Origin of the sequence: Streptomyces sp. NPDC005925 (assembly GCF_040638805.1) — a bacterium.
GTDB lineage: Bacteria > Actinomycetota > Actinomycetes > Streptomycetales > Streptomycetaceae > Streptomyces.
Genome location: NZ_JBEXVL010000005.1, coordinates 167,270 through 180,238, shown reverse-complemented (window position 1 = coordinate 180,238; position 12,969 = coordinate 167,270). Strand labels below are relative to the sequence as shown.

The following is a 12,969-nucleotide window of genomic DNA, read 5'->3' as shown; positions in this document are numbered from 1 at the left end:
CCAGGACCGTCAGCCGTGGCCGTTCTGGGCCAGGCGCAGCAAGTGGTCCGCCAGGGCCTGGCCGCCCGTCGGGTTCCGGCTGATCAGGAGGAGGGTGTCGTCGCCCGCGATGGTGCCGAGGATGTCCTGCAGTTCCGCCTGGTCGATCGCCGAGGCGAGGAACTGGGCGGCGCCGGGCGGGGTGCGCAGGACCACGAGGTTCGCCGACGCCTCCGCGGAGATCAGCAGCTCCTGCGACAGCCGCCGCATCCGCTCCTCCTTCGCGGACTCCCCGAGCGGGGCGCGGGGCGTGCGGAAGCCTCCCTCGCTGGGGACCGCGTAGATGAGGTCGCCGTCGTTGTTGCGGATCTTGACCGCGTTCAGCTCGTCGAGGTCGCGGCTGAGCGTCGCCTGCGTGACGGTCAGCCCGTCGTCGGCGAGCAGCTTCGCCAGCTGGCTCTGCGAACGCACCGGCTGCCGGTTGAGGATGTCCACGATCCGGCGGTGGCGTGCCGTGCGGGTCTGCGGCACGGCGGGCCCGCCGTTGTGCTCGTGGTCCTGCGCCTGGCTCATCGTCGTCTCATTCTCCGGATCGTCCTTCCCCGGCGGCCCTGCCGGTCCCGGGGGATCCGTCGGTCCGGTCGGCTCCGTTCAGGGCCTGGTCAAGGATGCCGGGCAGCGCGCGGAGGAAGGCGTCCACCTCGTCGTCGCGCAGGTTCAGCGGCGGCATCAGCCGTACGACATCGGGGGCGGGCGCGTTCACCAGGAGACCGGCGTCCTGAGCCGCCTGCTGCGCCTGCGGCGCGAGCGGCTCGGTGAGCACGATACCCAGGAGCAGGCCCGCGCCCCGGACGTGGTCGATCAACGCGTGGCCGAGGCCCTCGATTCCGTCGCGCAGCTTCTCGCTCTGCCGCTTGACGTTGTCCAGCAGCCCGTCGTGCTCGATGGTGTCGAGGACGGCGAGTCCGGCGGCGCAGGCGACCGGGTTGCCGCCGAAGGTCGTGCCGTGGTGGCCGGGCTGCAGCAGGTCGGCGGCCCGGCCGAAGGCGACGGTGGCGCCGAGCGGCAGCCCGCCGCCGAGCTGTTTGGCGAGGGTGACGATGTCGGGCAGGACACCCTCGTGGTCCTGGTACGCGAACCAGGGCCCGGTGCGGCCGACGCCGGTCTGCACCTCGTCCAGGACGAGCAGCGCGCCGGTCGCGGCGGTGATCGCGCGGGCGGCCTTGAGATAGCCGGAGGGCGGGACGACGACGCCGGCCTCGCCCTGCACCGGCTCGATGACGACGAGCGCGGTGTCTTCGGTGACGGCGGCGGCCAGTGCCCGCGCGTCGCCGTACGGGACGTGCGTGACGTCGCCGGGCAGCGGCAGGAACGGGTCGCGCTTGCCGGGCTGGCCGGTCAGCGCGAGGGCGCCCATCGTGCGGCCGTGGAAACCGCCATCGGTGGCGACGACCCGGCTGCGGCCGGTGAGACGGCCCATCTTGAAGGCGGCCTCGTTGGCCTCCGCACCCGAGTTGCAGAAGAAGACCCTGCCGTCCCGGCCGAACAGCCGCAGCAGCCGTTCGGCGAGGGCAACGGTCGGCTCGGCCATGAAGAAGTTGGAGATGTGGCCGAGGGAGCCGATCTGCCGGGTGACGGCCTCGACGACGGCCGGGTGGGCGTGGCCGAGCGCGTTGGTGGCGATGCCGCCGACGAAGTCGAGGTACTCGGTGCCCTCGGTGTCCCACACCTTCGTGCCCGCGCCGCGTACCAGGGGCAGCCGCGGGGTGCCGTAGTTGTTCATGAGGGCGCTCTGCCACCGCGCGGGCAGGTCCTGATTGCCTTCCACGCCGCTCCCCGCCCGGCTCATGACGTCGCTCATGACCATGCCCTTTCGTGCTCGTCGGGCACGACCATCGTTCCGATGCCCTCGTCGGTGAAGATCTCCAGCAGGATCGAGTGCTGGACGCGCCCGTCGAGGACGCGGGCGGTGTGCACGCCGTTGCGTACGGCGTGCAGGCAGCCCTCCATCTTGGGCACCATGCCGGACGACAACTCCGGCAGGAGTCTCTCCAGTTGCGTGGCGGTGAGGCGACTGATCACCTCGTCGCTGCGGGGCCAGTCCTCGTAGAGTCCCTCGACGTCCGTGAGGACCATGAGCGTTTCGGCACCGAGCGCCGCAGCGAGAGCCGCAGCCGCCGTATCAGCATTGACGTTGTAGACATGTCCGTCGTCCTGGGATCGGGCGATCGAGGAGACGACCGGGATGCGGCCGTCGGCCAGCAACGCCTCGAGGGCGCCGGTGTCGATCGCGGTGATCTCGCCGACCCGGCCGATGTCGACCGGCTCGCCGTCGATTCGCGGGCGGTGCCGGGTGGCGGTGATGGTGTGCGCGTCCTCGCCGGTGAGACCGACGGCGAACGCGCCGTGCTGGTTGAGGAGTCCCACCAGTTCGCGCTGCACCTGTCCGGCGAGCACCATCCGTACGACGTCCATGGCGTCGTCGGTGGTGACGCGCAGGCCGGCCCGGAACTCGCTGACGATGCCGTGCCGGTCGAGGGCGGCGCTGATCTGCGGGCCGCCGCCGTGCACGACGACCGGCCGGAGTCCGGCGTGCCGCAGGAAGACCACGTCCTGCGCGAAGGCGGCCTTCAGTTCCTCGTCGACCATGGCGTTGCCGCCGAACTTGATGACGACGGTCTTGCCGTGGTGCCGGGTGAGCCAGGGCAGCGCCTCGATGAGGATCTGCGCCTTGGGCAGGGCGGTGTGCCTGCGGGTGGTGCCGGCGGTGGTGACGGCGCTGGTGGTGCTCATGAGGAGTACGCGCTGTTCTCGTGGACGTAGTCGGCGGTGAGGTCGTTGGTCCAGATCGTCGCGGTGTCGGTGCCGGCGGCGAGGTCGGCGACGATGTGCACCTCGCGGTAGCGCATGTCGACCTTCTCGCGGTCCTCGCCGACGCCGCCGTCCTTGCAGACCCAGACACCGTTGATGGCGACGTTCAGCCGGTCCGGTTCGAAGGCGGCGGAGGTGGTGCCGATCGCGGAGAGCACGCGGCCCCAGTTGGGGTCCTCGCCGTGCAGGGCGCACTTGAGGAGGTTGTTGCGGGCGATGGAGCGGCCCACCTCGACGGCGTCGTCCTCGCTCGCCGCGTTGATCACCTCGACCCTGATGTCCTTGCTGGCGCCCTCGGCGTCCCGGACGAGCTGCTGCCCGAGGTCGTCGCAGACGGCCCGTACGGCCTCGGCGAACACGTCGTACCCGGGGGTGATCCCGGAAGCCCCGGACGCCATGAGGAGGACCGTGTCGTTGGTGGACATGCAGCCGTCGGAGTCGACGCGGTCGAAGGTGACCCGGGTGGCCTCGCGCAGCGCCCGGTCGAGGACGCCGGCCTCCAGGTCGGCGTCGGTGGTGAGGACGACGAGCATGGTGGCGAGGCCCGGGGCGAGCATGCCCGCGCCCTTCGCCATGCCGCCGACGGTCCACCCGTCCTGGCCGACGACGGACGTCTTGTGGACCGTGTCGGTGGTCTTGATGGCGATGGCGGCCTTCTCACCGCCGTGCTCGGAGAGCCGGCCGGCGGCGGTCTCGACACCGGGGAGCAGTTTGTCCATCGGCAGCGGGACGCCGATCAGGCCGGTGGAGCAGACGGCGACCTCGCCCGCGCCCACGCCCAGCACCCCGGCGGCCTTCTCGGCGGTGGCGTGGGTGTCCTGGAAGCCCTTGGGTCCCGTGCAGGCGTTGGCGCCGCCGGAGTTGAGGACGACCGCGGACAGCTGCCCGCTTCTGAGGACCTGCTCGGACCACAGGACGGGGGCGGCCTTGACGCGGTTGGAGGTGAAGACGCCCGCGGCGGCGCGGCGGGGCCCGGTGTTGACCACGAGGGCCACATCCGGGTTGCCGTTCTCCTTGATCCCGGCGGCGATGCCCGCCGCCGTGAATCCCTTCGCTGCCGTCACGCTCACGGCGCCACTCCGATCGTCGTCAGCCCGGTGGTCTCGTCGAGACCCAGGGCGATGTTCAGGCTCTGGACGGCACCGCCCGCGGTGCCCTTGGTGAGGTTGTCGATGGCGGCGATCGCGATGATCCGCCCCGCCGCCCCGTCGTACGCGACCTGCACCTGTACGGCGTTGGACCCGTGGACGGACGCCGTGGCGGGCCACTGTCCCTCGGGCAGGAGCCGGACGAAGGGCTCGTCGGCGAAGGCCTTCTCGTACGCGGCGCGGACGGACCCGGCGGTGACGCCGGGTTTCGCCTTCGCGCTGCACGTGGCGAGGATGCCGCGGGGCATGGGCGCGAGGGTGGGGGTGAAGGACACCCGGACGCGCTCGCCGGCGACCGCGCTGAGGTTCTGGATCATCTCGGGGGTGTGCCGGTGGCTGCCGCCGACGCCGTACGGCGACATCGACCCCATGACCTCGCTGCCCAGCAGGTGCGGCTTGGCCGCCTTGCCCGCGCCGGACGTGCCGGAGGCGGCGACGATCACGGCCTCCGCCTCGGCGAGAGCGGCGGCGTAGGCCGGGAAGAGGGCGAGCGAGACCGCGGTCGGATAGCAGCCGGGCACCGCGATGCGCCCGGCCCCCTCGAGGGCGGCTCGGGCGCCCGGCAGCTCGGGCAGGCCGTACGGCCAGGTGCCGGCGTGCGGTGAGCCGTAGAACCGCTCCCAGTCGGTGGCGTCCGCGAGCCGGAAGTCGGCCCCCATGTCCACGACGACGGCGTCCGTTCCGAGCCGTTCGGCGACGGCGGCGGACCGGCCGTGCGGCAGGGCGAGGAAGACGACGTCGTGACCGGCGAGGACATCGGCGGTGGTCGGTTCGAGGACCCGGTCGGCCAGCGGCGGCAGGTGCGGCTGCAGCGCGCCGAGGCGCTGCCCGGCGTTGGAGTTGCCGGTCATTGCACCGATCTCGATTCCGGGGTGGGCGAGGAGCAGACGCAGCAGTTCCCCGCCCGCGTACCCGCTCGCTCCGGCCACTGCCGCACGTACCGTCATGGACACCCTCCACCGCCTCACTCGATGGCATGACTATACGGTCCACTGCACGTTTATGCAATGGTCGCCCTGGGCGCCCGGGCCCCCTCCGCGCGCCGGTCTCGCCGGGCAAGATGGAGGGGACGCGCCAAGGGGGCGTGGACACCGGGGCGACGGAAGAACGGGACGGTATGGGCGAGTTCTGGCCAGTGCCGGACGTGCTGGCATATCTCGCGGGGCGCTGGCGGGTACGGCGGACGGTGCGGGACATGGCGAGCGGGCTCGACGGGGAATTCACCGGGAGCACCGACTTCAGGCCACTGGAGGGCGGCGGGCTCCTGCACCACGAGTCGGGCACGTTCGTCTGGCAGGGTGTCGGCCGGCCCGCCGAGCGAACCCTGCGCTTCCTGCCGGGGCGGGGGCCGGGGAGCGCGCCGGGCACGGCGGACGTGCGCTTCGCGGACGGCCGGCCCTTCCACGACCTGGACCTGAGCACTGGCCACCACGTCGCCGGCCATCCCTGCTCGGCGGACCTGTACCGCGGCGAGTTCACCGCCCTGGACGCCGACCGCTGGCGGACGGTGTGGCGGGTGCGGGGCCCGGCCAAGGACCTGCTGCTGACCACGGACTACAGCCGGGACCACCCCGCGGACGGTACCCCCGGTTACACCCGCGAGGCCTGAGCCGGCACGCCCTCGCAGCGCAGGTGCCAGCGGCCGGCGCGGCCGGTCACGGTGGTCGCCGACAGCGGGCGCACGTCGATGTTCCAGTACGTCGCGGGCGGCGCCTTCAGTACGTACACCAGCGCCGCCCGTATCACCGCCGGTTCGGCCACCGCGACGATGCGGTCGCCGTCGCCGACGGGCCGGGTGTCCAGCCAGTTGCCGACACGGGTGATGAAGGCGAGCAGGGACTCGCCACCGTGCGGCACGCCACGCGGGTCGGCGAGCCAGGCGTCCACGGCCTCCGGCTCGCGGGCCATCGCCTCGCCGAGGGTCAGCCCGCGCCAGCGGCCCATGTCGCAGTCGCGCAGGGCGAGCTGCACCAGAGGCGCGTAGCCGAGGGCGTCACCGGTCGCGCGGGAGCGCGGCGTGGGCGAGCAGTAGCGCAGCTCGGCCACCGCGAGGGACAGCAGGTCACGGCCGACGCGCTGCACCTCTTCCCAGCCGGCCATGTCCAGCGGCCGGTCGTCGTCGAAGCGTTCCGCGAGCAGCGAGGAACCACGGGCGGCGGCGACGAACGTGACCCGAAGCGACATGCCGTGATGGTGGTCCCGGAAAGTACGCAGGTCAAGAGATGTTACCGGTGATTAAGGGAAAGGTACGCCCGCCTCACGCGCAGGGCCCGAATCCTCCGGACACGTCACGCGAAATGGAGCGCCATCCACCGGTCGGGGTGCTCCAGCGGAGCGAAGCCGAGCTTCTCGTAGACGCCGTGCGCGTCGTGCGTGGCGAGCAGCACGCGCCGCACCCCGAGGGCCCGCACGTGCTCGCGTACGGCCGCGACCATGGCGGTGCCGACGCTCTTGCCGCGCACGGCGGGGTCGACGTACACGTCGCACAGCCAGGCGAAGGTGGCCCGGTCGGTGACGACCCGGGCGTACGCGACCTGCTCGCCGGAGACGGTCTCGTACACGCCGAAGTTCAGTGAGCCCGCCAAGGCACTGTCCTGCGTCTCGCGGGGTCGGCCGAGCGCCCAGTAGGCGTCGGTGGACAGCCAGTGGTGCACCCGCCCCGCGTCGATGCGCTCGGGGTCGGCGGAGATCTCGTAGCCCTCGGGGAGGTCCGGCGTGTCGGTCATGCCCGGGATGGTCGCAGGCGGGCGCGGCGGACGTCGACCGAATACCCCGGCGGGGCCGGCGTCGTGGCAGGCGGGCGCGGGCTGTGCCGCGACCGGTCACGCCTGCGGCGGCCGGCAGCCCGGCAGTTCGTCGCAGGCGGCGCGCAGCCGCCGCACCCCCTCCGCGATCTCGCCGGTGCCGGCGACCGCGGCGAAGCTCAGGCGGATGTAGGCGGCCGGGGGTTCCGCGCTGAAGTAGGGGCGGCCGGGGGTGATGGCGACGCCGGCGCGCAGGGCGGCGGCGGTCAGCGCGGTGTCGTCGGCGCCGTCGGGCAGCCGCAGCCACAGGTGGTAGCCGCCCCTCGGGATGTGCGGCAGGGCGAGTTCGGGCAGGTCGCGCAGGAGCGCGACGGTCATGGTGTCCCGGTGGGTGCGCAACTGGGCGGAGACGGCGCGCAGATGGCGCGGCCAGGCGGGCGAACCGACGAGTTCGAGCGCCGCCTCCTGGAGGGGCCGGGGCACGAAGAAGGTGTCGACGATCTGGATGGCCCGCAGCCGTTCCAGCGCGGGACCGCGTGCGGCGAGCGCGGCGACCCGGAAGCTCGGGGAGGTCGCCTTGGTGAGCGAGCAGACGTGGACGACCACTCCGTCGGGGTCGTCGGCGGCGAGTGGGCGGGGCAGCGGACCCGCGTCCTCGTGCACCAGCCGCCGTACGAAGTCGTCCTCGATCACGAAGGCCCCCGCCTCGCGTGCGATGCGCAGCACGTCGGGGCGCCGCCCGGGGGCGAGGACGGCGCCGGTCGGGTTCTGGAACAGCGGCTGGCAGACGAAGACGCGGGCGCCGCTGGCGCGGAAGGCGTCGGCGAGCAGGACCGGTTTGACGCCGTCCGCGTCGACCGGGACGGGCACGGGGCGCAGTCCGGCGGCACGGCAGATGGCGAGCATGCCCGGGTAGGTGGGCGATTCGACGAGGACGCGGGCGCCGGGCGGGGCCAGGGCTCGCAGTGCGGTGGTCAGCGCGGCCTGTCCGCCCGCCGTGACCAGCACCTCGGCGGCGGTGACGGCGCCGCCGATGCCGCGTGCGAACCATTCGCGCAGCTCGGGCAGGCCCTCCATGGGTGGGCGGCCCCACGCTCCGGGGCGCCGCCCGGCCCGGGACAGCGCGGCGGCCATGGCCCGCTCCGGCTGGAGGGAGGGGTGCAGGTAGCCGCCGTTGAACTCCACGACGCCCGGCGACGGCGCGGCCAGTGACGCGAGCACACCGGAGGCGTCGGCGGAGCGCGGTACGAGGTCGGCGGCACCGTCCGCGCTGAGGGCGACTTCCTGCCAGGACGTGTCCCCCGCCGGTGCGGCGGGCGCGGGCGGCCGGGCCGCCCGGAACGCGCCGGCGCCGGGCCGGGTGACGACGAGCCCCTCGGCGGCCAGTTGCGCGAGGGCGCGGGAGACGGTCACCGGGCTGACCCGGAACCGCTCGACCAGGGCCCGGCTCGACGGGAGCTTTCCGCCGGGTGAGTAGCGGTCGAGTTCGCTCCGCAGCCGTTTCGTCAACTCACCCACACTGCTACGCTCGTGCATGAGAGCACAGAGTAGCGCTATCGCCGCTCCCTCGATAACAGTCACCGCGCCGCGTCCGGGCCTCGGCACCGTCCTCGCCGTGCTCGGCGTCCTCGCCTTCTCCCTCACGTTCCCCGCCACCGCCTGGGGCCTGGAGGGCTTCGGCCCCTGGTCCCTGGTGGCGTTGCGCAACGTCCTCGCCTCGTTGATCGCGGGCGCCGGGCTGCTGGCCCTGCGCATACGTCCGCCCGCCCGCGCCCACTGGCCGGGGCTGGCGGTCGTCGCCGCCGGGGTCGTCCTCGGCTACCCGATACTGACCACGCTCGCACTGCGGACGTCGACCACCGCGCACGCGGCCGTCGTCGTGGGCCTGCTGCCGCTGACCACCGCCCTGTTCTCCGCCCTGCGCGTCGGCAGCCGCCCCTCCCGTACGTTCTGGGCGGCGGCGCTGGCGGGCGCCGCGGCCGTGGTCGCGTTCACCGTGCAGCAGAGCGGCGGCGCCCTCACCGTCTCCGACGCCTACCTCTTCGCGGCGCTGCTGGTGTGCGCGGCCGGTTACACCGAGGGCGGCCGGCTGGCCCGGGTCATGCCGGGCTGGCAGGTGGTCAGCTGGGCGCTGGTGCTGTCCCTGCCGCTCGCCGTGCCCGCCGTCGCGGTGGCGCTGACGTACGAGCCGGTGTCGCTGACCGCGCACGGGGTGACCGGGCTGCTGTGGGTGGCGGCGGGCTCGCAGTGTCTCGGGCTGGTCGTCTGGTACCGGGGGATGGCGGCGATCGGCGTCCCGAAGGCCAGCCAGTTGCAGCTCGCCCAGCCGCTGCTCACACTGGTGTGGTCGGTGCTGCTGCTGGGCGAGCATCTGACGGTGGCCGCCCCGCTGACGGCCGTCGCGGTACTCGTCTGCATCGCCGTCACGCAGCGGGCCCGGGGCTGAGCGACGCGACGGTCCGGAGCCCGCCGGGATCCGGACCGGGCGCCGCACCGCGCCCCGAAGCCTCGGACCGCTGCTCCCGCACCGTCGTGAGGAGGCCCCGCACATGCGCGCAACCCAGGGCGACCAGCTTGTCCAGCACGGCAGGGTGGTCGGTCAGCACGACAAGGTCGCCGAGATCGTCGAGGTGCTGGGCCGGGAAGGCACCCCGCCCTACCGCGTCCGGTTCGAGGACGGACACGAGGCGGTGTGCTCCCCCGGCCCGGACAGCGAGATCCGGCACAGGGAAATGCACCAGTAGACCGGGCCCGGGCGGCCCGGCCACCTCACCGGCCGCCAACGGGCCAACGGGCCCGGCGTGGGCCCGGCCGGGTCACGGCCGGGCCGCCGCCGGGCCCGCCCGGGCTCAGCGTGGTGGTCGCGCCGGCCTCCCGTAATGGTCGGCGACCACCCGCGCGAGCGCACCGTTGCGGTCCGCCGCCACCTCCCGGGCGGCGAAGTAGACGTGCCCGCGCACCTGCGCGTACCGCCCGGCGAGCGTGAGGTGCCGGGACAGTTCGGCCGGGTCCTGCCAGGCCGCGGGCTGCGCCGGGTCGCCCGCCTTGTACAGCGCCTCCCCCACGTACAGGCTGGTGCCGGTGCCGCGTGCGACGTCGGCCCACCAGGGCAGCAGCTTCGCGTAGTCGGCGGCGGGAAAGCCGATGTTCCAGTACAGCTGCGGGCAGATGTAGTCGATCCAGTTCTCCCGCACCCAGCGCCGGGTGTCCGCGTACAGGTCGTCGTACGTCTGCACGCCCGCGCGGGTGTCCGAGCCGCGCGGGTCGGTGGCGGCGTTGCGCCACACGCCGAAGGGGCTGATGCCGAAGCGGGTGGTGGGCCGTACGTCCTTGACGCGCGCCGCCGTCTCGCGCACCAGCCGGTTGATGTTGTCCCGCCGCCAGGCGGCCCGGTCGGGGAAGGCGCCACCGTGTGCCTCGTAGGCCGCGTCGTCGTCGAAGCGCTGCCCGGCGACCGGGTAGGGGTAGAAGTAGTCGTCGAAGTGGACGGCGTCGACCGGGTAGCGGTGCACCGCGTCGAGCATCGCGTCCTGCACGAAGGCGCGGACCTCGGGCAGGCCCGGGTTGTAGTAGAGCTTCCCGCCGTACGTGACGACCCAGTCCGGGTTGCGGCGGGCGGGATGGGTGGCGACGAGCCGGCCGGGGTCGGTGTGGTTGGCGATGCGGTACGGGTTGAACCAGGCATGCAGTTCGAGACCCCTCGCGTGTGCCTCCTCGACGGCCGTGCCGAGCGGGTCCCAGCCGGGGGACCTGCCCTGGGTGCCGGTGAGGACCTGCGACCAGGGCTCGTACGGCGAGGGCCACAGGGCGTCCGCCGTGGGCCGCACCTGGAAGATCACCGCGTTGAGGCGGCGGCGCACGGCCGTGTCGAGGTGGGCGGTCAGCTCCGTCCGCTGCTCGGCCGCGGTCAGGCCCGGCCGGGACGGCCAGTCGCGGTTGGCCACGGTCGCCAGCCACACACCCCGCAGGTCCGTGATCACCCGCCGCCGGCCACCACCGGGCACGGCCGCCGCACCCTGTGCCGCCCCGGGCACGGTCGTCAGGGCGGCGAGCGCCGCCGCGGCGAACGTCCTGCGTGACAATCTGCTCATCCACGTACCCCCGAACTCTCTGGATCCGCGTGGTCACGGATCGCTCGGCAAGTCCTCGAGCATGTCCTCCCCACCCGATCGATCATCGATACTTGGCGGTAACGTTCACGATCGGAGCAGGGCACCCGTACAACGGCGGCCTGCCCCCGCCGTAGATCAGCGAAAGGGACGATGTGACAGACATCGAGCGCGTCGGAGTGGTGGGCTGCGGCCAGATGGGAGCGGGCATCGCGGAGGTGTGCGCCCGCGCCGGCCTGGACGTGAAGGTCGCCGAGACCACCGGCGAAGCCCTGGAGATCGGCCGTACCCGGCTGTTCAACTCCCTCGACAAGGCCGCCGGGCGCGGCAAGATCAGTGAGGAGGAGCGGGCGGCGACGCAGGCCCGCCTCAGCTTCACCACCGACCTCGGCGAGTTCGCCGACCGCGACCTGGTCATCGAGGCCGTGGTGGAGAACGAGCAGGTCAAGACCGAGATCTTCCAGGTGCTGGACCAGGTCGTGACCCGGCCGGACGCGATCCTGGCCTCCAACACCTCCTCCATCCCGCTGGTGAAGCTGGCCGTCGCCACCTCGCGGCCCGACCAGGTCATCGGCATCCACTTCTTCAACCCGGCGCCGGTGCAGCAGCTCGTGGAGCTGATCCCCGCGCTCACCACCTCGGACGGCACCCTCGAGCGGGCCCAGGCCTTCACCGAGAAGATGCTCGGCAAGCACGCGATCCGCGCCCAGGACCGCTCGGGCTTCGTGGTGAACGCGCTGCTGATCCCGTACCTGCTCTCCGCGATCCGGATGTTCGAGACGGGCATCGCCAGCCGCGAGGACATCGACAACGGCATGGAGATGGGCTGCGCCCACCCGATGGGCCCGCTGAAGCTGTCCGACCTGATCGGCCTGGACACGGTCGCCTCGGTCGCCCACAGCATGTACGACGAGTACAAGGAGGCCCTGTACGCCGCACCCCCGCTGCTCCAGCGGATGGTCGACGCGGGCCGTCTCGGCCGCAAGACGGGCTCCGGCTTCTACACCTACGGCTGAACCCACGACCGAACGCGCGGCTGATTACGTACGGTCAGATTTCGGCCAGTTGGCGGGCCCGGCACCAGAAATGGCGCCGGGCCCGTTTCTTTCGCACGGCGTGTGCGCGCCGGGCCCGCATATGCCCGTCGCACACTCTCCCCATGCGCCCACCAGGCGAGTTGACTCGTGAGGCGCAGGAAAGGGATGTGCATCGACTACGGAAAGGAGCGGATCTGTGACCGCCGATCCCGACCATCCCGCCGTTCACGGAGAACTCGCAGAGTTACGACGCCGCCTCGACGTGGCGTACGCCCGCGTCGAGGGCGGCCTGGCTCTGCTCAGTCACCGCACCGAGGAGACCGCCAAGGAGATCGACGAGCTGAACTCCCGCATCGTCACGCTGGAGCACACCCGCTGGCCACTGGCGTCGATCGCCGCACTGGTGGGCTCGGGCGGACTCGTGGTGGCGCTCTGGCAGGCGTTCGCCCGCTGACCCCCCGGAGCGGTGGGGGGCTCGGGGCAGGACGTCCGGTCCGGGCCTCACGTGCGCCTCAGGCGCACCGCAGGTGGTGCAGCAGGAGCAGCGCGGCCGCCATGTTGGCGGCCGGGACCTCGCCTCGGGCGACCAGGTCGGGGACGACCTTGAGGGGGACCCAGTCCCGACGGTCCGACTCGAAGTCGTCCACGGGCTGCCCGAGGTACTCACCTTCGTCGGCCCAGTAGATGTGGTGCCGGGCGTCGGTGAGGCCGTTGGACGGCTCCACGGTCATGAGGTGGTGCAGAGGTCCCGGCCGCCAGCCGGTCTCCTCCTCCAGTTCCCTGGCCGCCGCGGCGGCGACGCCCTCGCCGTCCTCCACGACGCCCGCCGCGAGTTCCCATCCCCAGCTGTCGGTGATGAAGCGGTGGCGCCACAGCAGGAGCACCTCGTTCGCCTCGTTGACGACCGTGGCCACGGCGACGGGCCGCAGCCGTATCAGGAAGTGGTCGAGATGCCGGCCGTCCGGCAGCTCGACATCCGCGAGGTTCACGCTGAACCAGCGGTTCGCGTACACGTTTTGTTCGCTCTGTTTCGTCCACTGCACGGTTCTGCCACCTTCCGTCGGGTGAGTGGCAATATCGC

General features: G+C 72.7%; 15 protein-coding genes. 5 read left to right on the top strand and 10 right to left on the bottom strand.

Going from position 1 to position 12,969, the window contains the following annotated elements:
- Positions 1–9: 9 nt before the first annotated feature.
- From ABZ354_RS09380 to argC, 5 genes are read right to left on the bottom strand one after another with little or no spacing between them, the layout of a single operon-like run.
- Entirely contained in the window at positions 10–552 is a 543-nt protein-coding gene (locus tag ABZ354_RS09380) for an arginine repressor (RefSeq protein WP_358654662.1), read from the bottom strand.
- 7 nt (positions 553–559) lie between these two features.
- Positions 560–1,840 (bottom strand): acetylornithine transaminase, encoded by a 1,281-nt coding sequence (locus tag ABZ354_RS09375; protein WP_358654660.1) that lies wholly within the window; start codon positions 1,838–1,840, stop codon positions 560–562.
- Positions 1,837–2,772 carry an acetylglutamate kinase gene (argB, locus tag ABZ354_RS09370; RefSeq protein WP_358654658.1) on the bottom strand — a complete coding sequence of 312 codons (936 nt, stop codon included), beginning with the start codon at positions 2,770–2,772 and terminating at the stop codon, positions 1,837–1,839. Before argB ends, ABZ354_RS09375 begins: the two co-directional genes overlap by 4 nt.
- Positions 2,769–3,920: a bifunctional glutamate N-acetyltransferase/amino-acid acetyltransferase ArgJ gene (gene argJ, locus ABZ354_RS09365; protein WP_358654656.1), complete on the bottom strand. Its 1,152-nt coding sequence runs from the start codon at positions 3,918–3,920 to the stop codon at positions 2,769–2,771. The genes argB and argJ overlap by 4 nt, the downstream gene beginning before the upstream one ends.
- Complete coding sequence (gene argC, locus ABZ354_RS09360) at positions 3,917–4,945, bottom strand: N-acetyl-gamma-glutamyl-phosphate reductase (RefSeq protein WP_358654654.1); 1,029 nt, start codon at positions 4,943–4,945, stop codon at positions 3,917–3,919. Before argC ends, argJ begins: the two co-directional genes overlap by 4 nt.
- A 170-nt stretch (positions 4,946–5,115) precedes the next feature.
- Here argC and ABZ354_RS09355 point away from each other — a divergent pair, with 170 nt between their 5' ends.
- The gene (locus ABZ354_RS09355) at positions 5,116–5,607 is read left to right on the top strand and encodes a DUF6314 family protein (protein WP_358654652.1); all 492 of its coding nucleotides are present in this window, start codon (positions 5,116–5,118) and stop codon (positions 5,605–5,607) included.
- On the opposite strand, the gene ABZ354_RS09350 is transcribed toward ABZ354_RS09355, so the two are convergent.
- The 3 genes from ABZ354_RS09350 to ABZ354_RS09340 all read right to left on the bottom strand — a co-directional run bounded on the left by ABZ354_RS09350 (position 5,589) and on the right by ABZ354_RS09340 (position 8,278).
- Positions 5,589–6,182, bottom strand: coding sequence for a histidine phosphatase family protein (locus tag ABZ354_RS09350; RefSeq protein WP_358654650.1), 594 nt, complete (start codon positions 6,180–6,182; stop codon positions 5,589–5,591). The genes ABZ354_RS09355 and ABZ354_RS09350 overlap by 19 nt on opposite strands.
- 104 nt (positions 6,183–6,286) lie before the next feature.
- A complete protein-coding gene (locus tag ABZ354_RS09345; RefSeq protein WP_358654648.1) occupies positions 6,287–6,724 on the bottom strand; it encodes a GNAT family N-acetyltransferase in 438 nt (145 codons plus the stop codon).
- 96 nt (positions 6,725–6,820) lie between these two features.
- Entirely contained in the window at positions 6,821–8,278 is a 1,458-nt protein-coding gene (locus ABZ354_RS09340) for a PLP-dependent aminotransferase family protein (RefSeq protein ID WP_358654646.1), read from the bottom strand.
- On the opposite strand from ABZ354_RS09340, the gene ABZ354_RS09335 reads away from it, so the two are divergent.
- Positions 8,277–9,188, top strand: coding sequence for a DMT family transporter (locus ABZ354_RS09335; RefSeq protein ID WP_358654644.1), 912 nt, complete (start codon positions 8,277–8,279; stop codon positions 9,186–9,188). The genes ABZ354_RS09340 and ABZ354_RS09335 overlap by 2 nt on opposite strands.
- A gap of 103 nt (positions 9,189–9,291) precedes the next feature.
- On the top strand, positions 9,292–9,486 hold the full coding sequence (locus ABZ354_RS09330; protein WP_358654642.1) for a DUF1918 domain-containing protein: 195 nt from the start codon (positions 9,292–9,294) through the stop codon (positions 9,484–9,486).
- A gap of 105 nt (positions 9,487–9,591) precedes the next feature.
- Here ABZ354_RS09330 and ABZ354_RS09325 read toward each other — a convergent pair whose 3' ends face one another.
- Positions 9,592–10,833: a family 10 glycosylhydrolase gene (locus ABZ354_RS09325; protein WP_358654640.1), complete on the bottom strand. Its 1,242-nt coding sequence runs from the start codon at positions 10,831–10,833 to the stop codon at positions 9,592–9,594.
- 173 nt (positions 10,834–11,006) lie between these two features.
- Here ABZ354_RS09325 and ABZ354_RS09320 point away from each other — a divergent pair, with 173 nt between their 5' ends.
- Positions 11,007–11,867, top strand: coding sequence for a 3-hydroxybutyryl-CoA dehydrogenase (locus ABZ354_RS09320; RefSeq protein ID WP_358654638.1), 861 nt, complete (start codon positions 11,007–11,009; stop codon positions 11,865–11,867).
- A 217-nt stretch (positions 11,868–12,084) separates the two neighbouring features.
- Positions 12,085–12,342, top strand: coding sequence for a hypothetical protein (locus tag ABZ354_RS09315; protein WP_358654636.1), 258 nt, complete (start codon positions 12,085–12,087; stop codon positions 12,340–12,342).
- A gap of 58 nt (positions 12,343–12,400) precedes the next feature.
- Here ABZ354_RS09315 and ABZ354_RS09310 read toward each other — a convergent pair whose 3' ends face one another.
- Positions 12,401–12,931, bottom strand: a complete 531-nt coding sequence (locus tag ABZ354_RS09310; protein ID WP_358654634.1) for an NUDIX domain-containing protein — start codon at positions 12,929–12,931, stop codon at positions 12,401–12,403.
- Positions 12,932–12,969: the final 38 nt, after the last annotated feature.

Bases quoted from the DNA above. Each gene is read 5' to 3' on its own strand.
- argC (WP_358654654.1), bottom strand. From the start codon at position 4,945: ATGACGGTACGTGCGGCAGTGGCCGGAGCGAGCGGGTACGCGGGCGGG.
- argB (WP_358654658.1), bottom strand. From the start codon at position 2,772: ATGAGCACCACCAGCGCCGTCACCACCGCCGGCACCACCCGCAGGCAC.
- ABZ354_RS09335 (WP_358654644.1), top strand. From the start codon at position 8,277: ATGAGAGCACAGAGTAGCGCTATCGCCGCTCCCTCGATAACAGTCACC.
- ABZ354_RS09340 (WP_358654646.1), bottom strand. From the start codon at position 8,278: ATGCACGAGCGTAGCAGTGTGGGTGAGTTGACGAAACGGCTGCGGAGC.
- ABZ354_RS09355 (WP_358654652.1), top strand. From the start codon at position 5,116: ATGGGCGAGTTCTGGCCAGTGCCGGACGTGCTGGCATATCTCGCGGGG.
- ABZ354_RS09350 (WP_358654650.1), bottom strand. From the start codon at position 6,182: ATGTCGCTTCGGGTCACGTTCGTCGCCGCCGCCCGTGGTTCCTCGCTG.
- ABZ354_RS09325 (WP_358654640.1), bottom strand. From the start codon at position 10,833: ATGAGCAGATTGTCACGCAGGACGTTCGCCGCGGCGGCGCTCGCCGCC.
- ABZ354_RS09375 (WP_358654660.1), bottom strand. From the start codon at position 1,840: ATGAGCGACGTCATGAGCCGGGCGGGGAGCGGCGTGGAAGGCAATCAG.
- ABZ354_RS09345 (WP_358654648.1), bottom strand. From the start codon at position 6,724: ATGACCGACACGCCGGACCTCCCCGAGGGCTACGAGATCTCCGCCGAC.
- ABZ354_RS09330 (WP_358654642.1), top strand. From the start codon at position 9,292: ATGCGCGCAACCCAGGGCGACCAGCTTGTCCAGCACGGCAGGGTGGTC.
- ABZ354_RS09380 (WP_358654662.1), bottom strand. From the start codon at position 552: ATGAGCCAGGCGCAGGACCACGAGCACAACGGCGGGCCCGCCGTGCCG.